Genomic DNA, 23,280 nt, shown 5'->3' with positions numbered 1-23,280 from the left:
AAAAACACACGCGCCCTTAGGGGCGCGTGTGTTTATAACTACAAGTGCAATGGATCAGTGCACGTCTTTCCAGTATTCGCGCTTGAGCAGATAGGCGAACACGAAGAAGACCGCCAGGAACAGGAGCACGTAGCTACCGATACGCTGGCTTTCCAGCTTGACCGGATTGGCCGAGTAAGCCAGGAAGGTCACCAGATTCTTGACTTTCTCGTCAAACTGATCCGCGGCCAGAGTGCCGGTCTTCGGCAGGACGGTCAGCTGCTCACAAGCCTCATGAGTGATCTCCGCCCCAGTGAGCGGGTCGTACTGCTTCTTGCCATCCTCAACCACCTGTACCTGCTTGCAACCGAAGACCTGACGCCCCTGCAGGCCAGCCAGCACGTTGGGCATGCCCACATTCGGGAATATGGTGTTGTTCACTCCCAACGGGCGCGACGGATCCTCATAGAAGCTGCGCAGATAGCTGTACAGCCAGTCGTTGCCACGCACCCGGGCGACCAGCGTCAGATCCGGCGGCGCCGCACCGAACCAGACCTTGGCGTCCTCGGGACGCATGCCGATCTTCATGTGATCGCCAATCTTGGCGCCAGTGAAGACGACATTTTCCAGCATCACCTCTTCCGGAATGCCAAGATCCTTGGCTACCCGCTCGTAGCGCTGGAACTGGGCACTATGGCAGCCCATGCAGTAGTTGGTGAAGGTCCGCAAACCATCCTGCATGGCCGCCTTGTCGGTCAGATCGATGTCGACTTTGTCCAGTTCGGGCTCAACTCCCGCGGCAAATGAAAAAGCCGGCAGAATCGCGAAAATCATTGCAGCAAATTGCTTTTTCATCAGCCAGTCACCCTTTCCGGAACCGGTTTGGTCTTTTCCATCCTGGTGTAGAACGGCATCAGGATGAAGAACGCGAAGTACAGCGCCGTGCACACCTGCGACAACAGCGTGCGAGCGGGAGTCGGCGAGAGCACACCGAGCACACCAAGGGTCAGGAAGGCGATGCAGAATACAAGCAGCCACAGCTTGCTCAGCCAGCCCTTGTAACGCATCGACTTGACCGGGCTACGATCCAGCCAGGGCAGAACGAACAGCACGGCGATGGCTGCCCCCATGGCGATGACACCAAGCAGCTTGTCCGGCACAGCCCGCAGGATTGCGTAGAACGGCGTGAAGTACCACACCGGCGCAATGTGCGCGGGCGTCTTGAAGGCATTGGCCTGTTCGAAGTTCGGCTTCTCGAGGAAATAACCTCCCATTTCCGGGAAGAAGAACACCACGGCACAGAAGACGAAGAGGAACACCACCACGCCAACGATATCTTTTACGGTGTAATAGGGATGGAAGGGGATGCCGTCCAGCGGCTTGCCGTTGGCGTCCTTGTTCTTCTTGATCTCGATGCCGTCCGGGTTGTTCGAGCCAACTTCGTGCAGCGCCAGGATGTGCAGCACGACCAGGCCAAGCAGGACGATCGGCAGCGCAATGACATGCAGGGCGAAGAAGCGGTTCAGGGTGATGCCGGAGATCAGGTAGTCACCACGGATCCACTGGGTCAGGTCCTCGCCGACTACCGGGATAGCGCCGAACAGGGAGATGATCACCTGGGCACCCCAGTAGGACATCTGTCCCCAGGGCAGCAGATAGCCCATGAAGGCCTCAGCCATCAGGCACAGATAGATCAGCATGCCGAAGATCCACACCAGTTCGCGCGGCTTCTGGTAGGAACCATAAAGCAGGCCGCGGAACATGTGCAGATAGACCACGACGAAGAATGCCGAAGCGCCGGTGGAGTGCAGATAGCGAATGATCCAGCCGTATTCGACATCACGCATGATGTATTCGACGGAGGCGAAGGCCTCCTCGGCGGACGGGGTGAAGCTCATGGTCAGCCAGATGCCGGTGAGGATCTGGTTGACCAGCACCAGTAGCGCCAGAGAGCCGAAAAAGTAGAAGAAGTTGAAGTTCTTCGGTGCGTAGTATTTGGACAGATGGTCTTCCCACATCGAGGTGGCGGGGAAGCGGGCATCGATCCACTCCATGAACTTGCTCATCAGGCCTTCTCCTGGTCCACGCCGACAATGATCACATCATCCGATTCATAGGTATGCGGAGGTACCGGCAGGTTCAAGGGAGCAGGTTGTGCCTTGTAGACGCGACCGGCCAAATCGTACTTGGAACCATGGCAGGGACAGAAGTAGCCCCCCATCCAGTCGGCTCCCAGATCCGCAGGAGCGAGTTCTGGCCGGAAGGAAGGGGCACAACCCAGATGGGTACAGAGGCCGACCAGAACCAGGATTTCCGGCTTGATCGAGCGCAGCTTCCGGTCAACATAGGCTGGCTGAACCGAGGCGGCCGAGTCGGGGTCCGCCACTGCAGATTCGACCTTCTTCAAGTTGGCGAGCGTCTCCTCGGTACGGCGGACGATAAACACCGGCTGGCCACGCCATTCAGCCACTATTTGTTGCCCCGGCCCGATTTTGCTGACATTCACCTTTACCGGTGCACCTGCGGCCTTGGCCTTGGCACTTGGGAACCAGGATCCCACGAACGGGACCGCAGCCCCCACCGCTCCTGCCGCACCCACCACTGAGGTGGCTGCAACCAGAAAGCGACGCCGGCCGACATTCACGCCGTCATTGCTCATTCAGTTGTCTCCCATCAACTTTGCGGCCCGTTATCCGGACCTGTAATAAAAAAACGAGGCGCGCGAAAAAATCGGCAAAATGTTAAAGAAAACCCTTAAGCCTGACAAGGTAATAGCCGGATACAATAATACCGAAGCCCCCGGAAAGGACGGCATTAAATTTGCGACAAGCTGTCGCAGAGATAATCTCCAAGCATAAAAAAACGCCCGGCATTCTTGCGAATGCCGGGCGTTCCTTGAACACGCCGAGATTAGCGCTTCGAGTATTGCGGACGCTTGCGTGCCTTGCGCAGACCAACCTTCTTACGCTCGACTTCGCGAGCATCGCGAGTCACGTAGCCAGCACGGCGCAGCGAACTACGGAAAGTCTCGTCGTACTCGATCAAGGCACGGGTAATGCCATGACGAATAGCACCAGCCTGACCACTGACGCCACCACCGATAACGGTGACATAGACGTCGAACTTCTCCACGGTTTCGGTCAGCTCGAGCGGCTGACGCACAACCATGCGAGCAGTTTCACGACCGAAGAACTGCTCGAGGGAGCGATTGTTGATGGAAATCTTGCCAGTACCCGGTCGCAGGAAGACGCGAGCGGTAGCAGTCTTACGACGGCCGGTGCCGTAGTTTTGAGTCGCCGACATGATGAGCTATCCCCTTAAATCTTCAGTTCTTGAGGCTGCTGAGCGGTGTGCGGGTGAACGGCACCCTTGTACACCTTCAGCTTGCGGTACATGTCACGACCCAGCGGGTTCTTCGGCAGCATGCCCTTGACCGCGGTCTCGATCACACGCTCGGGAGCCCTGGCGATCAGCTTTTCGAAACTGATGGACTTGATACCGCCCGGGAAGCCGGAGTGGGAGTAGTACATCTTGTCGCTGCTCTTGGCACCGGTAACCCGCACCTGCTCGGCATTGATCACAACGATGTAATCACCGGTATCGACATGCGGAGTATATTCGGGCTTGTGCTTGCCACGCAGACGGCTGGCGATTTCAGTAGCCAGACGACCCAGAGTCTGGCCGGCAGCGTCGACGACGTACCAGTCGCGCTTAACGGTTTCCGGTTTCGCAGTAAAAGTTTTCATTCGTTATAGCCTCAGGGGCCACCCTGAAAATAAGGCGGCAAATCTTACTGAATAGTGCTTGCCTTGACAAGGTCGAGGCGGCCGGAAACAGACGCTATCGGGGGCTCGGGTCAGCGCGTCCGCAACGGCAGGGTCGGTAGGCTAGGCATCCCCTACCTGATTTCCAGCGAGCTAGGCATCCTCACCAGAAAATCCTTAAAATCATACCGACTGCAGGAAAAATAGCAACCGTCTATCTGCCAAGGCAGAGAACAGAAGCCACGCCTAACAAGAAGCACCCTCCCCGAGGGCACCGAAAGCCACCCCAGCCAACCAGGCCCCACCTCAGGCAGGCGGTGAATATCCTGCCCTTCGCGAGGCGAGCCGATCGGCCAGCCGGGTCGGCTCGGGCAAGCGATAGCGCGTGACGCAGGCCATGACCAGCCCTGGCGCACTGGCCAGACTGACCCGATGCCCTGGCGAAACGATCAGCGGCCGCACCCCGTCCTTGCTCCGCAGCACCGTCCCCAGCACATCGCCCCGATACATCAAAGGGACCTGGTCGCCGCGCTTGGATCCCAGCTCGGCATGGGTACCGACGAGAATCTTTTTGGCCACGCCAATGGTCGGCAGGCCGCTGGCCACACCCAGATGGGCCGCAATGCCCAACCTGCGCGGATGGGCGATCCCCTGTCCATCGCAGAAGACCAGATCCGGAACCCGAGGCAGCTCCGCCAGGGCACACAAGACGGCCGGAAGCTCGCGAAAGGACAGCAGACCCGGGATGTAGGGCATGGAGGTCGGAATGCGCACCAGTCGCTCGGCAAGCAGCTCCAGGGTATCAGCATCGAGCAATACCGCCGCCGCCCGGGTGATGCTCCCGCCTTCTTCGAAGCCGACATCCACACCGGCAATCAGGCGCAGGGCTGGAAAATCGTCCTGCAGCACGACCCGCTCGGCCAGCTCCTGCTGCAGAAGGCGGGCTCCGGCAGGCGTACCGTCCCAATCACCGAAAGGCGAGTCGGGCACAACCAAGGGTGCAGACATGTCTTCAATGCCCTCCAGCACGGCTTGGCCGGCAAGCAGAAATCTCCAGACGACACTTTACAACGGCAAGGGCCGCCCCAGTGGCGGCCCTATCGATCACGGCTTGTGCGGCCGCGCGAGGAACTCGTGGGACTGCATCTCCAGCAGGCGGCTAAGGGTGCGCTGGAATTCGAACTCCAGACGACCGCCAGCATAGAGATCCTTGAGCTCGACCTCGGCAGAAATGATCAACTTGACATTGCGGTCGTAGAACTCGTCGACCAAGTTGATGAAACGCCGCGCCATATCGTCCTTGGAAACATTCATCTGTTCAACATTCGACAGCAATACTGCCTCGAAGATCTTGCCCAGCTCGATGTAGTCGTTCTGGCTGCGCGGACCGTCGCACAACTCGCGGAACTCGAACCAGGCCACGTCGTTGGCGGTTTTACGTGCGCGAATCTCGCGGCTCTCGATCAGCAGGACATCGTTGTCCTTCACCGCACAGTGCTCGGTGAGCAGGCTGTTGAAACTGCGCTCCAGGCTCCTCTCCGCTTCGGCATCCAGCGGCCAGTGGTACAACTCGGCCTGCTCCAGGGCGCGCAGGCGGTAATCGATGCCACTGTCGACGTTGACGATCTCCGTGTGCTCCTTGAGCAAGGCGATCGCCGGCAGGAAACGGGCACGCTGCAGGCCGTCCTTGTAGAGGCCGTCCGGCACGATGTTGGAGGTGGCCACCAGGCTCACGCCGTTCTTGAACAGCTCCTCCAGGAGGGTGGCGAGAATCATCGCATCAGTGATATCGGACACGAAGAATTCGTCGAAGCAAATGACCCGAGCCTCACTGGCAAAGCGCTGGGCAATGATGGTCAGCGGGTTCTTCTCACCCTTGAGGGTCTTCATTTCCTCGTGCACCCGCTTCATGAAGCGATGGAAATGGGTGCGCATCTTCTGCTCGAAGGGCAGAGCATCGTAGAAGGTGTCGACTAGATAGGTCTTGCCGCGCCCCACGCCCCCCCAGAAGTAGATGCCCTTGACCGGGCCCTTTTGCAAACTCTGCGGCTTCTTGCCGAGCAGCCTGTCGAACAATCCAAGCTTGCTGCCCGCAGCCGGCCCCTGCGGACCGGCGCTGATCAACTCGTCGTAGAGGCGCTGCAGGTGACGCACAGCGTTTTCCTGAGCGGCATCGTGGAAGAAATCCGGGCGTTTCAGGTCGGCTTGATAGCGCTCAAGGGGAGTCATGGCAGAATCGGCATCGAGTCGTGGGGAGGCCGCCTTGGCGGCGCCCTCGGCTGTTGGGAATGTCGTCAAGTCGTTCAAAACGGGCCACCCTCATCAAGAGTTCAAAGGTTCGCGACCATCCGAGCCGAAGGCTGAAAATCCGGCACAGGGTCGCACGGCAATCAGTCGGCAAGCCCTGCAATCGCTTCCCGCAGGCGCAGCATGGCTGCCTCCAAGGCATCCGGATCGGCATACACCGGACTGTCGGCCATGCATTCGCCGTCCAGCCAGAGACTGAACTGGGCGCCCTCATCGGCACGCAATTCGAGCGCATCCGGCCCCAGAGCAATCAACCGCTGGCTGATCCGCCCCACCGCCTTGGGATCGTCAAACGGCCGCGACAACAGCAACTCCTCGCCATCGGCAGCCAGGAAACGGAAACGAAACCTTCCATCGGATTCGCGGAAACTGACGAAACGCGCGGCTTTTGCCGCTTTCTTCTTGCCGCTGGCAGCCTGACTACGCACGTCGCTACGGAACGAGCGCAATCCAACCGCTTCGCGCAGCTCGCCGAGGAAGGGGGTAGCGATCCTGCGCGCTTTGGCCGCACCAGCCTGGAGAATGTCCTCCAAGTCAAGTGGTCTCGCAATCAGCGTTTGGTAGCGCTCGCGAGCTTCACCCAATTCGTTTTCCAGCAACTGGAGCAGGCGCTGCTTGGCCTCCCCCCAGGCCAGACCGGCAAGCAGATCGGCACGGAATCCGGCGAGTTGCTCGGGCGCGGCGAACGCCTGGTAGAGCGTGAACAGATGCGAGCTGTCCGGATCCTTCGGCTCACCCGGCTCTCGCGAATCGGTGATGATGCGAGCGATGGCATCCTTCAACTGACGGGCCGAGCCGAACAGAGGAATGGTATTGTCATAGCTCTTCGACATCTTACGGCCGTCGAGCCCCGGCAGGGTGGCAACCTCCGCCTCGACCACCGCCTCCGGAAGGGTGAAGAACTCACTACCCCGGCCAAACAGATGATTGAAGCGCTGCCCGATATCACGCGCCATCTCCACGTGCTGGATCTGGTCGCGACCGACCGGCACCTTGTTCGCGTTGAACATCAGGATATCTGCCGCCATCAGCACCGGATAGCTGAACAGCCCCATGGTCACCCCGGCATCGGGATCCTCGCCGACCTCAAGATTCTTGTCCACCGAGGCCTTGTAGGCATGCGCACGGTTGAGCAGACCCTTGGCCGTCACGCAGGTGAGCAGCCAGGTCAGCTCGGTTATCTCGGGAATGTCCGACTGGCGGTAGAAGGTCGTCTTCTCCGCGTCCAGCCCGCAGGCTAACCAGGTGGCGGCGATTTCCAGACGCGAGCGCTGAATGCGCTCCGGGTCGTCGCACTTGATCAACGCATGGTAGTCGGCGAGGAAATAGAACGAGTCGGCATGGGGGTCGCGACTGGCAACGATCGCCGGGCGGATGGCGCCAGCGTAGTTGCCGAGATGCGGAGTGCCGGTGGTGGTGATACCGGTGAGGATTCGAGTGGTCATGGTGTGCGCTTGTCTATGCTCAAAGGCGTGAACTGACCAAGTCCTTCAACTCGCCCAGCTTGCCATGGAAGAAATGCCCGCATTCTGCCACTTTCAGCAACTCGTGGGGACGCTGCAGGGCTGCCGACCAGTCGTAGACCAGTTGCGGACTGACCACCTCGTCCTGCTCCGGCTGGATGACCGTCAGACTGCTGCCCTGTGGCGGCACCATTGTCTCGCTCTCCAAGCGCATCACCGCCGGCGCGACCAGGAATATCCGCTCCGGCACCTGCCCCTGTGCAGCCAGGCGCTCCGCGAGATTGAGCGCGACGTAGCCGCCGAAGGAAAAGCCGAACAGACTCAAGGGCAGCTGCGGCCACTGCTCGCGTACCCACTGAACGACGGCTTCGGCATCATCCACCTCGCCGCTGCCCATGTCGTGACTGCCTGCGCTGGCGCCGACGCCACGGTAGTTGAAGCGCAGCGTGCTGTAACCGGCATCCCGGGCGGTGCGCTGCAGGGTGGAGACGACCTTGTTCAGCATGGTTCCACCCTTCACCGGATTGGGATGACAGAGCAGAGCCAGGCCACGGGCCTGCGGCAATTCGAGGTAGAGCGCTTCGAGCGGACCGCAGGGCCCATCGATGAACAGGGAACTTTCACGATTCGACAAACTGTATCTCCGTGAGCCCGCCTGGGGCCGGCTCGTCTTGGATGGTTGGATCGCCACGCCCCCCGCGGAAAGACCGCCCAGCACAAAGATGTGCTGCAGCGGCATTCGTGCCGGACCATGACTAGGCTTGCGCAATGACGGCACGAATCGCTGCATGCGTCTAGACCGGCTATACAGGGCAGACTGGAGCCGCTAACGTAAAACAAAGAAGCCTATAGAGGAAGGATCGTGGAACAGACGCTCATGGCCTGGTTGCTACCGGCCCTCACCCTGCTTGTCGGCATCACCATCGGCTTCGTTGCCGCTCGTCTATTGCCCAATGCGGCACCCGGCCGGACACAACGCCAGCTGGACGAGTTGCAGGAGCGCTTCGACACCTATCAAAATGAGGTGATCACCCACTTCAACACCACCGCCAGCCTGGTGAAGAAGCTCACCCAGAGCTATGCGGAAATTCAGGAACACCTGTCCGAGGGTGCCAGCCGTCTCGCGCTCGACGAGTTGACCCGCCAGCGCCTGCTCGCCACGCTGCAGAACCAAGAGAGCCTCGGCGATCATGAGCGCCTGTCCGGCGCAACGGCACCCGAAGCGCCCAAGGATTATGCCCCCAAGATCGCCAACGCCCCCGGCATGCTGGACGAGCAATTCGGCCTGAAAGGCAAGCACTGAAGCCTGGCCGACGAGCGGCGCTGACGAACCTGGCTGTGCATGCCCGGGGAGTGCTTGTGTCTGCGCCCGAATGCACGCCAGCCTGCCAGAGGGAGCGGACTACCCCCTGAACACCAAGACAGCCTTCTTCTAGAAGATGATGCATCTGAGCCCCCAAAACCCTCGCAGCCGGGGGCTGCGAGGGCCTTGTCGAGACGGCAGGTCGTCTTAGAGGGCGCCGCGGCTGCGCAGCAGTTCGAGCACCTGCTTCACCCCCTCCTCCACCGAGTGATGCTGGGTATCGATCACCAGATCGGCATCCAGCGGTATGTCGTAGGGGAAGGACTCGCCGGGAATGTTGTCGCTGCCGGAAGCATACAGCCCTTGCGGATCGCGCTCGCGGCAGGCCAACGGCGAGGCCTGTACATAGACGGTGATCAGCCGCTCGGCGCCGATCAGCGCCTGGGCCTGGGCGCGCCCCTCGGCATCCGGGGCGACAAAGGCGGCCAAGGTCAAGAGGCCAGCCTCGTTGAACTGCCGGGCCACCTGAGCGGCGCGCCGCCAGTTCTCGGCACGCCCGACGCGATCCAGCGGCAGGCCCTTGTTCAGGTCGTGGCGCAGGTTCTGCCCGTCCAGCACATAGACCGCTCGGCCCATGTCGAACAGCTTGCGCTCCAAGGCATAGGCCAGGGTGCTCTTGCCGGCACCGGACAGGCCGGTGAACAGCACCGTGGCCGGCTGCTGGCCGAAGCGGGCGGCGCGCTCCCCGGCGCTGACATGGGCAAGCCGGCCGTGGTGATTCCCGGCGTTCTGCCCGGACAGCGGCTCGGCGACGATCATGCCGGCGCCAACGGTGCCGTTGGTCAGGCGGTCGATGACGATGAAGGCGCCGCTGGTGCGGTTGTACTCATAGCCGTCGAGGGCGATGGGCGCGTCCAGACTGATCCGCACGCGGGCGATCTCGTTGAGCTTCAGCTCGCTGGCCGGCGCGTGCTCGAGGGTGTTGACGTCGATACGGTGCTCGATACCGACGATGTTGCCCGGCACATAGCTGGTGGCGCGCTTGATATCGTACTTCTTGCCCGGCAGCATCGGCTCCTCGGCCATCCACACCAGCATGGCCTCGAAGCCGTCGGTGACCTGCGGGCGGTTATCGGCATGCACCAGCATGTCGCCGCGCGACACGTCGATCTCGTCCTCCAGGGTCAGGGTGATCGCCTGGCCGGGAATCGCCTGCTCCAACTCGCCGTCGTAGGTGACGATGGAGCGCACCTTGCTGGTCTTGCCCGAGGGCAGCACGGCGACTTCGTCGCCCTTGTGCACGATGCCGCTGGCCAGGGTACCGGCGAAGCCGCGGAAGTTCAGGTTCGGCCGGTTGACGTACTGCACCGGAAAGCGCATGTCGGCCAGGTTGCGGTCGGCGGCGATCTCGACGGTCTCGAGGATTTCCATTAGCGACGGGCCCTGATACCAAGGCGCGCGCTCGCTCCGGTTGACCACATTGTCGCCCTTGAGGGCGGACATCGGCACGAAGTGCAGCGAGCTTGGCTTGAGGCCGAGACGCTCGGCAAACTGCAGGTAGTCGGCCTGGATGCGCTCGAAGACGCCCTGATCGAAATCCATCAGGTCCATCTTGTTGATGGCGACCACGATGTGCCGGATGCCCAGCAGCGAGGCGATGAAGCTGTGCCGGCGGGTCTGGGTCTGCACGCCGTAGCGGGCGTCGATCAGGATGATCGCCAGGTCGCAGGTGGACGCCCCGGTGGCCATGTTGCGGGTGTACTGCTCGTGTCCGGGCGTGTCGGCGATGATGAACTTGCGCTTGGCGGTCGAGAAATAACGGTAGGCCACGTCGATGGTGATGCCCTGCTCGCGCTCGGCCTGCAAGCCGTCGACCAGCAGCGCCAGGTCGACCTCGTCACCGGTGGTGCCGACCTTCTTGGAGTCGCGGGTGATGGCTTCCAGGTGATCCTCGTAGATCATCTTGGAGTCGTGCAGCAGGCGGCCGATCAGGGTGCTCTTGCCGTCGTCGACATTGCCGCAGGTGAGGAAGCGCAGCAGTTCCTTGCGTTCGTGCTGGGCCAGGTAGGCGAGGATGTCCTCGCTGATCAGTTCGGATTGATGCGACATGAGGCGAAGACCTTAGAAGTAGCCCTGACGTTTCTTTTCTTCCATCGAACCGGCACCATCATGGTCGATGACCCGGCCCTGGCGTTCGGAGGTGCGGGTCAGGAGCATCTCCTGGATGATGTCCGGCAGGGTGGCGGCGGTGGACTCCACGGCGCCGGTCAGCGGGTAGCAGCCGAGGGTGCGGAAGCGCACCATCTTCTTCTGGATGCGCGCCTTCTCCTCGTCGGAGAGATGCTCGAGGATACGCTCGTCGTCGATCATGATCAGGGTGCCGTTCTTCTCGATGACCTCGCGCTCGGCGGCGAAGTACAGCGGCACGATGGGAATCTGTTCCAGGTAGATATACTGCCAGATGTCCAGCTCGGTCCAGTTGGACAGCGGGAACACGCGGATCGACTCGCCCTTCTTCACCTTGCCGTTGTAGACGTTCCACAGCTCGGGGCGCTGGTTCTTCGGGTCCCAGCGGTGCTTGCTGTCGCGGAAGGAGTAGACGCGCTCCTTGGCGCGGGACTTCTCCTCGTCGCGCCGGGCACCACCAAAGGCAGCGTCGAAGCCGTACTTGTCGAGGGCCTGCTTGAGACCTTCGGTCTTCATGATATCGGTGTGCTTGGCACTGCCGTGGGTAAAGGGGTTGATACCCTGCGCCACCCCTTCGGGATTGACATGGGTAATCAGCTCCAGGCCCATCTCCGCGACCATCTTGTCGCGAAACTTGTACATTTCCTGGAACTTCCACTGGGTATCGACATGCATCACCGGGAATGGCAGCTTGCCCGGAAAAAAGGCCTTGCGCGCCAGATGCAGCATGACGGCAGAATCCTTGCCGATGGAATACAGCATCACCGGGTTGTCGAACTCGGCGGCCACCTCACGGATGATGTGGATGCTTTCCGCCTCCAGCTGTTTCAGATGCGTCAGTTTGTCGACCATGGCTACTCACGGATTGCGGATGGGTTACGGCCTGCGGGCCGTGGGACGTTGGCGCACTCTAGCACAGTCCATTCTTCTAATAGGTTCACCGCTTAGATCAAAACGATCTAGAGATATAGCTACCGCTCAGACCGGGTTGGGACAATCGACGAACAGGTGTTCGATGCCGAAGGTCCGTGCCAGGTATTCGCCGAGGGCCTGCACGCCGTAGCGCTCGGTGGCATGGTGCCCTGCCGCCAGGAAGCTGATGCCGCTCTCCCGCGCACTGTGCACGGTGGCTTCGGAAACCTCGCCAGTCAGGTAGGCGTCCACGCCGGCGGCGATCGCCTGCTCGATATACCCCTGCGCCGCCCCGGTGCACCAGGCAATGCGCCGGATCGGCCGGTCGGCCTCGATCAGCAGGGGCTGGCGATCCAGCGTCTGCCGCACTCGGCGGGCGAACTCCTGTGGCGCGAGTGGCTCGGGCAGATTGCCGACCAGACCGACCGAGCGAGGATTGCCCGGCTCCAGCGGCCCCTCCACGCGCAGCCCGAGGCGCTCGCCCAGTTGCACGTTGTTGCCCACCTCGGGGTGCACGTCCAGTGGCAGATGATAGGCCAGCAGGCTGATGTCGTTGCTCAGCAGGGTCTGCAGCCGGCGGCGCTTGCTGCCGACGACGCAGGGGTTCTCGTTGCGCCAGAAATAGCCATGATGCACCAGCACCAGATCCGCCTCTGCCTCGACTGCGGCATCCAGCAGCGCCTGGCTGGCCGTCACGCCGCTGACGATTCTGGCGACCCAGGCCCGGCCCTCGACTTGCAAGCCGTTCGGGCAATAATCGGTCATGCCGGACGCCGCCAGATAGCGATCGGTTTCCTTCACCAGCTCGGACAGGGCAATGGCCATCGATGTCTCCATGAAAGGTTTGCGAGCCGCTAGCCAGTCGGCGGCTCACTCGTATAATGGCGCACCTTACGGTCCCCCCTTAGCCCTCGCAACCCCAAGGACTCCCGCTCCATGCTAAAGGCCCTGCGTTTTCTCGGCTGGCCCCTGGCGGTCGGAGTGCTGCTGGCCCTGCTGATCATCCAGCGTTATCCGGAGTGGGTCGGCCTGCCGCAACGCAACGGCAACGGACAGCAGCCCCCCCTGCCCATCCTTTCCCCACAAAGCCCCGCATCCTATGCCAACGCCGTCAGCAGCGCCGCGCCGGCGGTAGCCAACCTGTATACCACCAAGGTCGTCAAGAAACCGAGCCAGCCGCTGTTCGATGACCCACTGCTGCAGCAGTACTTCGGCAACTCTCTGCCCAGCCAGCGGCGCTTGGAGTCCAGTCTGGGTTCCGCGGTAATCATGAGCCAGGAGGGCTATCTGCTGACCAACAACCACGTCACCGCCGGTGCCGACCAGATCGTCGTCGCCCTGAGGGACGGCCGGGAAGTCCTTGCCCGGGTGATCGGCAACGACCCGGAAACTGACCTGGCCGTGCTCAAGATCGATCTGGACGAATTGCCGGTCATGCATCTGGGGCGCTCCGACAGTATCCGCATCGGCGATATCGCCCTGGCCATCGGCAACCCCTTCGGCGTCGGCCAGACCGTGACCATGGGCATCATCAGTGCCACCGGGCGCAACCAGCTGGGGCTTAACACTTACGAGGACTTCATCCAGACCGATGCGGCGATCAATCCGGGCAACTCGGGAGGCGCGTTGATCGATGCTAATGGCAACCTGATTGGCATCAATACCGCCATCTTTTCCAAATCAGGCGGTTCCCAGGGCATCGGCTTCGCAATTCCGGCGAAGCTGGCTCTGGAGGTGATGGAGGAAATCATCAAGCATGGCCAGGTGATTCGTGGCTGGCTCGGTCTCGAAGTGCAGCCACTGACCAAGGAATTGGCCGAATCCTTCGGCCTCGAGGGCCGGCCGGGCATCGTCATTGCCGGCATCTACCGGGACGGCCCTGCCCAGCGGGCCGGTCTGCAACCGGGCGATCTGATCGTCAGCATCGACGGCCAGCCAGCCGCCGACGGGCGCCATGCAATGAATCAGGTCGCCCAGACTCGACCGGGAGAGACCATCGAGATCGAGATCCTGCGCAACGGCCAAGCCCTGACCCTGACCGCCGAGATTGGCCTGCGCCCACCGCCCACCGCCGTACAGCCGTAAAGCACCCTGCCCGGAAACGGACAAGAGAAGTGCCACCTACGACTCAGCAGAGGCCTGCCAGCGCATCGATCAACGCCTGATTCTGCTCGGGGGCACCGATGGTGATGCGCAGGAACTGGCGAATCCGCTCCTGCTTGAAGTGACGGACGATAACCCCCTGCTCGCGCAGCCCTGCCGCCAACCCCTCGGCATCGCGCCCGGGATGTCGGGCGAAGACGAAGTTGGCTGCCGACGGCAGCACCTCGAAGCCCAAGCGCTGCAGCTCACCAACCAGCTGTTCGCGGCTGGCGATCACTTGGCGGCAGGTCTGCTCGAAGTAGGCGCGATCCTCGAAGGCCGCAGCCGCCCCAACGATGGCCATGCGGTCCAGCGGGTAGGAGTTGAAGCTGTTCTTGATCCGCTCCAATGCCTCGATCAGCTCGGGGTGGCCGACCGCCAGACCGACCCGTAGCCCGGCCAGGGAACGCGACTTGGACAGGGTCTGGGTGACCAGCAGGTTGGCATGGCGGTCGACAAGCGCGATCGCCGTCTCGCCGCCGAAATCCACGTAGGCCTCATCCACCACCACCACCGAGTCCGGGTTGGCCTCGAGCAGCCGCTCGATGGCCTCGAGCGACAGCAGACATCCGGTCGGCGCATTGGGATTGGGGAAGATGATCCCGCCGTTGGGCCGCGCATAGTCCTCGACGCGGATGCGAAACTGCTCGTCCAGCGCCACGGTTTCGAAGGGGATCCCGTACAAACCGCAGTACACCGGATAGAAGCTGTAGGTCACGTCGGGGAACAGCAGCGGCCGGCCATGCTGAAACAGTCCATGGAAGATGTGCGCCAGCACTTCGTCGGAGCCATTGCCGACAAATACCTGACTGCCCTGCACACCATAGTAGTCGGCAATTGCCTGCTTCAGGCGCTCGCCATTGGGGTCCGGGTACAGGCGCAGGCTGTCGTTCAGCTCGGCCTGCATGGCGGCAATCGCCCGAGGCGACGGCCCGTAGGGATTTTCGTTGGTATTGAGCTTGACCAGCTTGCTCAGCTTCGGCTGCTCGCCCGGTACGTAGGGCACCAGGTTCTTGACGAAGGGGCTCCAGAATTTGCTCACGCCCTTCTCTCCTCGAATGCGGTTCGGTCTGCTTTGCGTAGGAGCCAGCTCTCTGGCGATCTTCTCGGACATGAATCGCCAGCAAGCCGGCTCCTACGAGTTCGGGGGCGGCCTCAGCCCTTGATCCGGTACTCGGCGCTGCGCGCATGGGCGGTCAGCGATTCGCCACGGGCCAGCACCGAGGCGGTCCTGCCCAGCGCAGAAGCCCCGTCCGCCGAGCAGAAGATGATCGATGAGCGCTTCTGGAAGTCATACACGCCCAGCGGCGAAGAAAAGCGTGCGGTACCGGAAGTCGGCAGCACGTGGTTGGGGCCGGCGCAGTAGTCGCCCAGCGCCTCGGCGGTGTAGCGGCCCATGAAGATGGCGCCGGCATGGCGGATCTTCGGCAGCCACTGCTGCGGCTCGGCTACCGACAGCTCGAGGTGCTCGGGAGCGATGCGGTTGGCCACGGCGATGGCCTGCTCCATGTCGGCGACCTGGATCAGCGCGCCGCGCCCCTCCAGCGAGGTACGGATGATCTCGGCGCGCTCCATGGTCGGCAGCAGGCGGGCGATGCTCTCAGCCACCCGCCCGAGGAAAGTGGCGTCCGGGCTGACCAGGATCGACTGGGCGTCCTCGTCATGCTCGGCCTGGGAGAACAGGTCCATGGCGATCCAGTCCGGCTCGGTCTGACCGTCGCAGACCACGAGGATTTCCGAAGGGCCTGCGATCATGTCGATGCCGACCTGGCCAAATACATGACGCTTGGCCGTGGCCACGTAGATATTGCCCGGGCCGACGATCTTGTCCACCTGCGGCACGCTCTCGGTACCGTAGGCCAGCGCGGCCACGGCCTGGGCACCACCGATGGTGAACACCCGATCAACGCCGGCCACGCAGGCAGCGGCCAGCACCAGTTCGTTGAGCTCGCCACGCGGGGTCGGCACTACCATAACCACTTCGGCAACACCGGCCACCTTGGCTGGAATGGCGTTCATCAGCACCGAGGATGGATACGCCGCCTTGCCGCCCGGCACATACAGCCCGGCGCGATCCAGAGGCGTGACCTGCTGGCCGAGTACGGTGCCGTCAACCTCGGTATAGGTCCAAGAGTCCTGCTTCTGCCTTTCATGATAGAGCCGCACACGCTCGGCAGCCTTTTCCAGGGCCTCGCGCTGCTCCGGAGAGATACGCGTCAGAGCCAGCTCCAGGCGCTCGCGCGGCAGGATCAGCTCAGCCATGGAGCCGGCCTCGACGCCATCGAAGCGCCGGGTAAACTCGACCACGGCAGCATCGCCACGCTCGCGCACGGCCTGGATGATGTCCAGCACACGCTGGTTGACGGCCTCATCGGAAACGCTTTCCCAGCTCAGCAGATGATCCAGATGGCGCGGGAAATCCGGATCGGCGGCATCGAGTCGGCGAAGGGCGATGGGTGCGGTCATAACGGGCCTCTTGAATGGCTGGAACTCGGGCGCCGCTAGCCTAGCAAGCCTTCCGCGCGGGCACCCGAGAAATTTCGCTATGACACGGATAGGCGTTGGCGGGTCGGGATCAGGCCGGGTGTCGACTCTCGACGGCTTCGCGCAGGGTATCGATCAGAGCCTGGATGCGCGCATGCTGCATCTTCATCGAGGCCTTGTTGACGATCAACCGCGAGCTGATGGTGGCGATCAGCTCCTGGGGTTCCAGACCGTTGGCACGCAGGGTGTTGCCGGTGTCGACCACGTCGATGATCTTGTCGGCCAAGCCCACCAGCGGCGCCAGCTCCATGGAACCATAGAGCTTGATGATGTCTACCTGGCGCCCCTGCTCGGCATAGTAGCGCTTGGCCACGCTGACGAACTTGGTGGCCACCCGCAGACGCCCGCTGGGCGCCCCGGCACCGACCTTGCCCGCGGTCATCAGCTTGCAATTGGCAATCTTCAGGTCGAGCGGCTCGTACAGCCCCTGACCGCCATACTCCATCAGCACATCCTTGCCGGCCACCCCCAGGTCGGCAGCACCGTTCTCGACATAGGTCGGTACATCGGTGGCGCGGACGATCAGCAAGCGTACATCATCCTGGCTGGTCGGAATGATGAGCTTGCGGCTCTTGTCCGGATTCTCGATCGGCACGATACCGGCTTCGGCGAGCAACGGCAGGGTGTCGTCGAGAATCCGGCCTTTGGACAGGGCAATGGTAAGCATGAAACAGATGTCCTTAGATATTGACCCCATCGCGGGCCGAGATCGGCGCCATGCCAGGCGCCGGTCCTAACCGGGGATGCGGCGGATCTTGGCGCCGAGCAGCTGCAGCTTTTCCTCGATGCACTCGTAGCCACGATCGATATGGTAGATGCGATCGATCAGGGTATCCCCCTCGGCTACCAGCCCGGCGATCACCAGGCTGGCGGAGGCTCGCAGGTCGGTGGCCATGACCGGAGCGCCCTTCAGACACGGCACGCCGGTGACGATAGCGGTATTGCCCTCCACCAGAATGCGCGCGCCCATGCGATTCATCTCGTAGACATGCATGAAGCGGTTTTCGAACACGGTTTCGATGACCGTTCCCGTGCCCTCGGCAATGGCATTCAGGGAAATGAACTGGGCCTGCATGTCGGTGGGGAACGCCGGGTACGGCGCAGTGCGTACGTTCACCGCCTTGGGTCGGTTGCCCTTCATGTCCAGCGAGATCCAGTTGTTGCCGGTATCGATCTGCGCACCCGCCTCTTCCAGCTTGAGCAGTACCGCCTCGAGGATAGTGGGATCGGTATCCTTGAGCTTGACCCGCCCCCGGGTAGCGGCCGCAGCCACCAGATAGGTACCGGTCTCGATGCGATCGGGCATCACGCTGTAACGACCGCCGCCCAGACGCTTGACGCCCTCAATGACGATGGTGTCAGTACCGGCCCCCTTGATCTGCGCACCCATGCCGTTCAGGAAGTTGGCCAGATCGACTACCTCCGGCTCGCGGGCCGCATTCTCCAGCACGGTACGCCCATTGGCCAGCGCGGCGGCCATCATGATGTTTTCGGTGCCGGTCACGCTGACGATATCGAAAAAGAAGTGTCCGCCACGCAGACCGCCGGCCGGAGCCTTGGCCTTGATATAGCCACCTTCCATTTCGATCTGTGCACCCAGCGCCTCGAGACCACGGATGTGCAGGTCGACCGGCCGCGAACCGATGGCGCAACCTCCCGGCAGAGCCACCTCGGCCTCGCCGAAACGGGCAAGCATCGGACCGAGCACCAGAATCGAGGCGCGCATGGTCTTGACCAGCTCGTAGGGGGCTACCAGCGTCTTGATGCTGTTGGCATCCACTTCCACGCTGAGCTTCTCGTCAATCACCGGCTGCACACCCATGCGCCCGAACAGTTCGATCATCGTCGTGATGTCGTGTAGGTGCGGTAGATTGCAGACGGTGACCGGCGTATCGGCCAGCAGGGTCGCAGCCAGAATCGGCAGCGCCGCGTTCTTTGCTCCGGAAATACGGATCTCGCCATCGAGGCGCTGGCCGCCGGTAATGATCAGTTTGTCCATGTTCTCTCGCGCAGGCAGGCTCAGGAACGCTCGGCCCAAGCGGCGCGACTGAAGAATTTCATGGTAATGGCATGAATGCGGCCATCGACGATCCAGTCGTTCAGCTGGGCATAGACCAGTTGCTGGCGCTTTACCGGACTCATGCCGGCCAGTTCATCGCTGATCAGGTTGAGCTGAAAATCGCAACCCTGCCCCTGCACCTCGACCTGGGTGCCGGCCAGCCTACTCTCCAGAAAGCTTTTGACTTCGGTGGGCTGCATGCATACCTCGGAAGCTGTCATGAATTACTCCTGCGGTGGATGTCGGCGCAAAGCAAACGGAATCGAGAGATCACGGCTTCCTGGACGCCCGGAAAGCCGCCCATCTTACAAAAAAGCCCGCCTACTGCGAACCCTGCAAATAGCGGCCCCGACGGAGAGCCCTGTGCGAGCCATCAAGCATCCAGCGGCAGCAACTCGAGCAGGCCGCAGACCTGGGCAATCTCGCGCATGTCCTGAGGCAGTGCACGTATCCGCAGGCGCTTGCCAGCGGCCTTGGCGTCACGCAGATAGGCCAGCAGCAGGGAGGGCCCGACACTGCTGGACTTTTCCACGCCCGCACAGTCGAGCACCAGGTCCTTGGCCTCGGCTGCACCGATCAGTACCCGCCCCTGCTGACGCAGGGCCGGGCCAGTGCTGTAGTCGAGCACGCCGACAAGGGCGAGCACGCCAGGTTCGTCCTGGCGAATCGAGGCCTCGCTCATTGCCCCGCAGCCTTCTTGCCTTCTTCACTATCCTTGGCCTTGGCTACCACATCAGCCCAGCCATCGATGGTCTTGTCCAGATTCTGGCCATTGCGCTGCATGCTCTCGGCGAACTGATCACGGAACAGTTTGCCGATGTTGATGCCATTGATGATGACATTGCGCAGCATCCACTGGCCCTGCTTATTCACCATGGTGTAGGAGACCGGATAGACGGTACCCTGAGTATCGCGAACCTCCATGCCGACACTGGCTCGGTCACCTTCGACCGGCACGGAGGAAGGCAGAACACGAATATCCTGATTGTTGTACTCCAGGAGAGCGTTGCCATAGAACTGCATCAGGCTGCGCTTGAAATTCTCCTGAAAGCGGGTCATCTGTTCCGGAGTCGCCTTGCGCGAATACTTGACGGTCATGATGCTACGGGAAATTCCGTCGGCATCCACCACAGGCCCGAGAATCCGGTCCAGCGCATCGTAAAAAGCCTGCGGGTTGCTTTTGTAGGCGGCCTTGTTCTTTTTCAGATCGCCAAGCAGGTTATCGGTGGTCTGCTGCACCACCTGATGAGGGGTGGTCGATGCAGCTGCAAACAGCGGCATGAGAGCCAGCAGCACCAGAAAACCACGACGCAAAACAGTAAGCATAGGGATATCCTCTGTGACCTATTCTTCTTTGTCCTTGTTGACGGAGTTCATCAGGAACTTGCCGATCAGATCCTCGAGCACCAATGCCGACTGAGTATCTTGGATGGAGTCACCATCCTTCAGCAACTCCTCCTCGCCCCCGACACTGATACCGACATACTTCTCGCCCAGCAGGCCCGCAGTCAGGATGGAAGCCGTGGAGTCGCTCGGCAGATTGTCGACGCGCCTCTCCAACTCCATAGTCACGCGACCGGTATAGCTGTTGCGATCCAGGTCGATGGCCGTGACCTTGCCGATAGCGACGCCCGCCATGGTCACTTTCGCCCGGACCGTCAGGCCGGCGATGTTATCGAAATACGCATAGAGCTTGTAGGTATCGCCATTGGTGCTGACCGTCAGGCCGCTGACACGCAGTGCCAGCAACAGGAGGGCCAGCATACCTGCCAGGATGAACAGGCCGACACCGGTTTCCAGGGTGCGGGTTTGCATCAGTTATCTCCAAACATCAAGGCTGTCAGAATGAAGTCCAGTCCCAGCACGGCCAGCGAGGCATAGACCACTGTTCTTGTAGTAGCGCGGCCGATTCCTTCCGAAGTCGGCTCGCAGTCGTAACCCTGGAACACGGCGATCCAGGTCACCACGAAGGCAAAGACAACGCCCTTGATCGCACCATTGATCACGTCGTCGTAAAGATCCACGCTGCTCTGCATGCTGGCCCAGAACGAACCCTCGTAGACCCCCAGCCAGTCCACCGCGACCATGGCACTGCCCCAGATGCCGACCACGTTGAAGATCGCGGCCAGCAGCGGCATGGAAATGAAGCCGGCCCACAGGCGCGGCGCAATGATGTACTTGAGTGGATCGACGCCGATCGTTTCCAGACTGGAAAGCTGCTCGGTGGACTTCATGTTGCCGATTTCCGCAGTGAGCGCCGAACCGGCACGCCCAGCGAACAACAGGCCGGTGACGACCGGCCCCAGTTCGCGCAACAGGGTCAGGGCGACCAACTGGCCGACCGCCTGCTCCGAGCCATAGCTGACCAGGATGTTATAGCCTTGCAGCGCCAGCACCATGCCAATGAAGAGGCCAGAAACGACGATGATCGGCAACGACAGCACACCAATCGAGTGAATCTGCCTCATCAGCAACTGGAAACTGCTGCCAGCACCACCCCGACCGAGCATGGTATGCAGCAGGAACAGAGCGGAACGCCCCATTGCCTCGACCACGTCGATGGCGGAGCGACCCAGCAGAGCGATCTGTTCGAGGAGGGATCTCCTGTGCATCAGCGCCTCCCCAGAAGGTCGTTGTGATAATCGGGCGCCGGAAAATGAAAAGGCACCGGGCCATCCGGCAAACCCTTCATGAACTGGGTGACGCGCGGATTCTTGGAGTTCATCAAGTCCTGGGGAGTCCCCTCTCCCAGCACCTGACCATCGCCCACCACATAGAGATAATCGGCGATGCTGGCCGTTTCGGCCAAATCGTGGGAAACCACTATACTAGTAATGCCCAAGGCATCATTGAGTAGGCGAATCAGCCGCACCAGTACGCCCATGGCGATCGGGTCCTGACCGACGAAGGGTTCGTCATACATGAGAATCTGCGGATCGAGAGCAATTGCCCGAGCCAGCGCCACACGACGCTTCATGCCGCCGGAAAGCTCGTCGGGCATCAGGTCGATGGCACCACGCAAGCCGACCGCCTGCAGCTTCATCAGCACGATGTCGCGGATCATTTCATTCGGCAGCTTGGTATGGACACGCAGTGGAAAGGCAACGTTCTCGAACACATCCAGATCAGTGAACAGCGCACCGCTCTGGAACAGCACCCCCATCTCCTTGCGCACATCGAACAGCTCGCTGCGCGACAGATGCGGAAGGTTATGCCCATTGACCCAGACTTCGCCGCTTTCCGGCTTGAGCTGGGCGGCTATCAGACGCAACAGAGTGGTCTTGCCACACCCCGAGGGCCCCATGATGCCAGTGACTTTGCCGCGCGGTATGCGGATGTCTACATTATTGAAGATGCTGCGCGAGCCTCGCTTGAAGGAGACCCCCTTCAGCATGACTGCGTAGTCGTTTGAGTCGCTCATCTAGACTCCTTGTGAATACCCCCTCGGCTAAACGCCGCTGCCCCCAGGACAGGAGGGCGCCGTACCGCTTGACCGAACTGGCGGGCACTATAACACTGCCAGCACCGGCGTCCCAAGCATACAGGCGCCATAGACCGCTTTGGTCGCAATCGCGCCGCGAAAGCATGAGCGAATATGACTTTACCGCTATAATCGGCGCCTTTTTCAAGCGACGAGCCGCCACCATGCCTCACTCGAGCAACCCGATCCAGTCAGCCCAACGGACCATACGCCTGGAAATCGAGGCCATCGAGGCACTTCTTGCGCGCATCGACGATGACTTTGCTACAGCCTGCAAGCTGATCCTGGACTGCAAGGGACGGGTAGTGGTCGTCGGCATGGGCAAGTCCGGGCACATCGGGCGCAAGATCGCCGCCACCTTGGCAAGCACCGGTACGCCGGCCTTCTTCGTTCATCCTGGCGAGGCCAGCCACGGCGACATGGGCATGATCACCCGCGACGACTTGGTACTGGCCCTGTCCAACTCCGGCTCCACGGCAGAAATCATCACCCTACTGCCCCTGATCCAGCGCCTCGGCATCACCCTGATCAGCATGACCGGCAAGCCTGACTCACCCCTGGCGGAAGCGGCCGCGGTCAATCTCGACGCCGGCGTCAGCCAGGAAGCCTGCCCGCTCAACCTGGCGCCCACCTCCTCCACCACCACCGCCCTCGTGCTCGGCGACGCACTGGCCATCGCCCTGCTCGAGGCACGCGGATTCACCGCCGAGGACTTCGCCTTCTCCCACCCCGGAGGAGCACTCGGTCGTCGCCTGCTGCTGAAGGTGGAACACATCATGCACGCCGGCGACAGCCTGCCCTGCGTGCAGCGCGGCACCACGCTGCGCGACGCGCTGCTGGAAATGACCCGCAAGGGCCTCGGCATGACCGTGGTACTCGAGACCGATGGGCGCCTGGCCGGCATCTTCACCGACGGCGATCTGCGCCGTACCCTGGATCGCAATATCGACGTGCGCCAGGCAACTATCGACGAGGTGATGACACCCCACGGCAAGACTGCCCGCGCCGAGATGCTCGCCGCCCAAGCCCTGAAGATCATGGAGGACCACAAGATCAACGCTCTGGTGGTGGTCGATGGTGCCGACCGGCCGATCGGCGCCCTGAACATGCACGACCTGCTGCGGGCGGGAGTTCTATAG

General features: G+C 61.7%; 25 protein-coding genes. 3 read left to right on the top strand and 22 right to left on the bottom strand.

The window, feature by feature from the left end; all coding sequences use genetic code 11:
- Positions 1-54: 54 nt before the first annotated feature.
- From ACG10_RS05345 to ACG10_RS05305, 9 genes are all read right to left on the bottom strand, one after another.
- Positions 55-834: a cytochrome c1 gene (locus ACG10_RS05345; RefSeq protein WP_089167423.1), complete on the bottom strand. Its 780-nt coding sequence runs from the start codon at positions 832-834 to the stop codon at positions 55-57.
- On the bottom strand, positions 834-2,045 hold the full coding sequence (locus ACG10_RS05340; protein ID WP_089167422.1) for a cytochrome b: 1,212 nt from the start codon (positions 2,043-2,045) through the stop codon (positions 834-836). The genes ACG10_RS05345 and ACG10_RS05340 overlap by 1 nt, the downstream gene beginning before the upstream one ends.
- Positions 2,045-2,638: a ubiquinol-cytochrome c reductase iron-sulfur subunit gene (gene petA, locus ACG10_RS05335; protein WP_039805599.1), complete on the bottom strand. Its 594-nt coding sequence runs from the start codon at positions 2,636-2,638 to the stop codon at positions 2,045-2,047. Before petA ends, ACG10_RS05340 begins: the two co-directional genes overlap by 1 nt.
- Before the next feature lie 251 nt (positions 2,639-2,889).
- A complete protein-coding gene (rpsI, locus tag ACG10_RS05330) occupies positions 2,890-3,282 on the bottom strand; it encodes a 30S ribosomal protein S9 (protein WP_039805601.1) in 393 nt (130 codons plus the stop codon).
- A gap of 14 nt (positions 3,283-3,296) precedes the next feature.
- Entirely contained in the window at positions 3,297-3,725 is a 429-nt protein-coding gene (gene rplM / locus ACG10_RS05325) for a 50S ribosomal protein L13 (RefSeq protein WP_039805602.1), read from the bottom strand.
- Positions 3,726-4,049: 324 nt separating this feature from the next.
- Positions 4,050-4,733: a deoxyribonuclease V gene (gene nfi, locus ACG10_RS05320; RefSeq protein WP_089167421.1), complete on the bottom strand. Its 684-nt coding sequence runs from the start codon at positions 4,731-4,733 to the stop codon at positions 4,050-4,052.
- 114 nt (positions 4,734-4,847) lie between these two features.
- Entirely contained in the window at positions 4,848-5,972 is a 1,125-nt protein-coding gene (zapE, locus tag ACG10_RS05315; protein WP_039805604.1) for a cell division protein ZapE, read from the bottom strand.
- Between the two features lie 161 nt (positions 5,973-6,133).
- Positions 6,134-7,495, bottom strand: a complete 1,362-nt coding sequence (locus ACG10_RS05310; RefSeq protein ID WP_039805605.1) for a tryptophan--tRNA ligase — start codon at positions 7,493-7,495, stop codon at positions 6,134-6,136.
- A 19-nt stretch (positions 7,496-7,514) separates the two neighbouring features.
- Positions 7,515-8,147 (bottom strand): alpha/beta hydrolase, encoded by a 633-nt coding sequence (locus ACG10_RS05305; RefSeq protein WP_039805606.1) that lies wholly within the window; start codon positions 8,145-8,147, stop codon positions 7,515-7,517.
- 228 nt (positions 8,148-8,375) lie between these two features.
- Here ACG10_RS05305 and ACG10_RS05300 point away from each other — a divergent pair, with 228 nt between their 5' ends.
- Entirely contained in the window at positions 8,376-8,816 is a 441-nt protein-coding gene (locus tag ACG10_RS05300; RefSeq protein WP_089167420.1) for a YhcB family protein, read from the top strand.
- 207 nt (positions 8,817-9,023) lie between these two features.
- Here ACG10_RS05300 and cysN read toward each other — a convergent pair whose 3' ends face one another.
- The 3 genes from cysN to ACG10_RS05285 form a co-directional block, all read right to left on the bottom strand.
- A complete protein-coding gene (gene cysN / locus ACG10_RS05295) occupies positions 9,024-10,925 on the bottom strand; it encodes a sulfate adenylyltransferase subunit CysN (RefSeq protein ID WP_089167419.1) in 1,902 nt (633 codons plus the stop codon).
- A 12-nt stretch (positions 10,926-10,937) separates the two neighbouring features.
- Entirely contained in the window at positions 10,938-11,855 is a 918-nt protein-coding gene (gene cysD / locus ACG10_RS05290) for a sulfate adenylyltransferase subunit CysD (RefSeq protein ID WP_039805609.1), read from the bottom strand.
- Between the two features lie 126 nt (positions 11,856-11,981).
- Positions 11,982-12,740, bottom strand: a complete 759-nt coding sequence (locus ACG10_RS05285) for a Nif3-like dinuclear metal center hexameric protein (RefSeq protein ID WP_039805610.1) — start codon at positions 12,738-12,740, stop codon at positions 11,982-11,984.
- Positions 12,741-12,851: 111 nt separating this feature from the next.
- Here ACG10_RS05285 and algW point away from each other — a divergent pair, with 111 nt between their 5' ends.
- Complete coding sequence (algW, locus tag ACG10_RS05280) at positions 12,852-14,000, top strand: Do family serine endopeptidase AlgW (protein ID WP_039805611.1); 1,149 nt, start codon at positions 12,852-12,854, stop codon at positions 13,998-14,000.
- Between the two features lie 43 nt (positions 14,001-14,043).
- Here algW and hisC read toward each other — a convergent pair whose 3' ends face one another.
- The 10 genes from hisC to ACG10_RS05230 all read right to left on the bottom strand — a co-directional run bounded on the left by hisC (position 14,044) and on the right by ACG10_RS05230 (position 22,081).
- Entirely contained in the window at positions 14,044-15,099 is a 1,056-nt protein-coding gene (gene hisC / locus ACG10_RS05275) for a histidinol-phosphate transaminase (RefSeq protein ID WP_089167418.1), read from the bottom strand.
- 113 nt (positions 15,100-15,212) lie between these two features.
- Entirely contained in the window at positions 15,213-16,523 is a 1,311-nt protein-coding gene (gene hisD, locus ACG10_RS05270) for a histidinol dehydrogenase (protein ID WP_089167417.1), read from the bottom strand.
- 109 nt (positions 16,524-16,632) lie between these two features.
- Positions 16,633-17,268, bottom strand: coding sequence for an ATP phosphoribosyltransferase (hisG, locus tag ACG10_RS05265; RefSeq protein ID WP_089167416.1), 636 nt, complete (start codon positions 17,266-17,268; stop codon positions 16,633-16,635).
- A 66-nt stretch (positions 17,269-17,334) separates the two neighbouring features.
- A complete protein-coding gene (murA, locus tag ACG10_RS05260; RefSeq protein WP_089167415.1) occupies positions 17,335-18,600 on the bottom strand; it encodes a UDP-N-acetylglucosamine 1-carboxyvinyltransferase in 1,266 nt (421 codons plus the stop codon).
- A 20-nt stretch (positions 18,601-18,620) separates the two neighbouring features.
- Entirely contained in the window at positions 18,621-18,860 is a 240-nt protein-coding gene (locus ACG10_RS05255) for a BolA family protein (RefSeq protein ID WP_089167414.1), read from the bottom strand.
- 173 nt (positions 18,861-19,033) lie between these two features.
- Positions 19,034-19,342 (bottom strand): STAS domain-containing protein, encoded by a 309-nt coding sequence (locus ACG10_RS05250; RefSeq protein ID WP_089167413.1) that lies wholly within the window; start codon positions 19,340-19,342, stop codon positions 19,034-19,036.
- Positions 19,339-19,986, bottom strand: a complete 648-nt coding sequence (locus ACG10_RS05245; RefSeq protein ID WP_089167412.1) for an MlaC/ttg2D family ABC transporter substrate-binding protein — start codon at positions 19,984-19,986, stop codon at positions 19,339-19,341. Before ACG10_RS05245 ends, ACG10_RS05250 begins: the two co-directional genes overlap by 4 nt.
- An 18-nt stretch (positions 19,987-20,004) precedes the next feature.
- Positions 20,005-20,475 (bottom strand): outer membrane lipid asymmetry maintenance protein MlaD, encoded by a 471-nt coding sequence (mlaD, locus tag ACG10_RS05240; protein ID WP_039805619.1) that lies wholly within the window; start codon positions 20,473-20,475, stop codon positions 20,005-20,007.
- Complete coding sequence (gene mlaE, locus ACG10_RS05235; protein ID WP_039805620.1) at positions 20,475-21,272, bottom strand: lipid asymmetry maintenance ABC transporter permease subunit MlaE; 798 nt, start codon at positions 21,270-21,272, stop codon at positions 20,475-20,477. Before mlaE ends, mlaD begins: the two co-directional genes overlap by 1 nt.
- Positions 21,272-22,081, bottom strand: coding sequence for an ATP-binding cassette domain-containing protein (locus ACG10_RS05230; RefSeq protein ID WP_089167411.1), 810 nt, complete (start codon positions 22,079-22,081; stop codon positions 21,272-21,274). Before ACG10_RS05230 ends, mlaE begins: the two co-directional genes overlap by 1 nt.
- A gap of 224 nt (positions 22,082-22,305) precedes the next feature.
- Between ACG10_RS05230 and ACG10_RS05225 the strand changes: the two genes are divergently transcribed.
- A complete protein-coding gene (locus tag ACG10_RS05225) occupies positions 22,306-23,280 on the top strand; it encodes a KpsF/GutQ family sugar-phosphate isomerase (RefSeq protein WP_089167410.1) in 975 nt (324 codons plus the stop codon).

It is taken from the genome of Azotobacter chroococcum (assembly GCF_002220155.1).
Classification (GTDB): domain Bacteria; phylum Pseudomonadota; class Gammaproteobacteria; order Pseudomonadales; family Pseudomonadaceae; genus Azotobacter; species Azotobacter chroococcum.
This window is presented reverse-complemented; position numbering and strand designations above follow the sequence as displayed.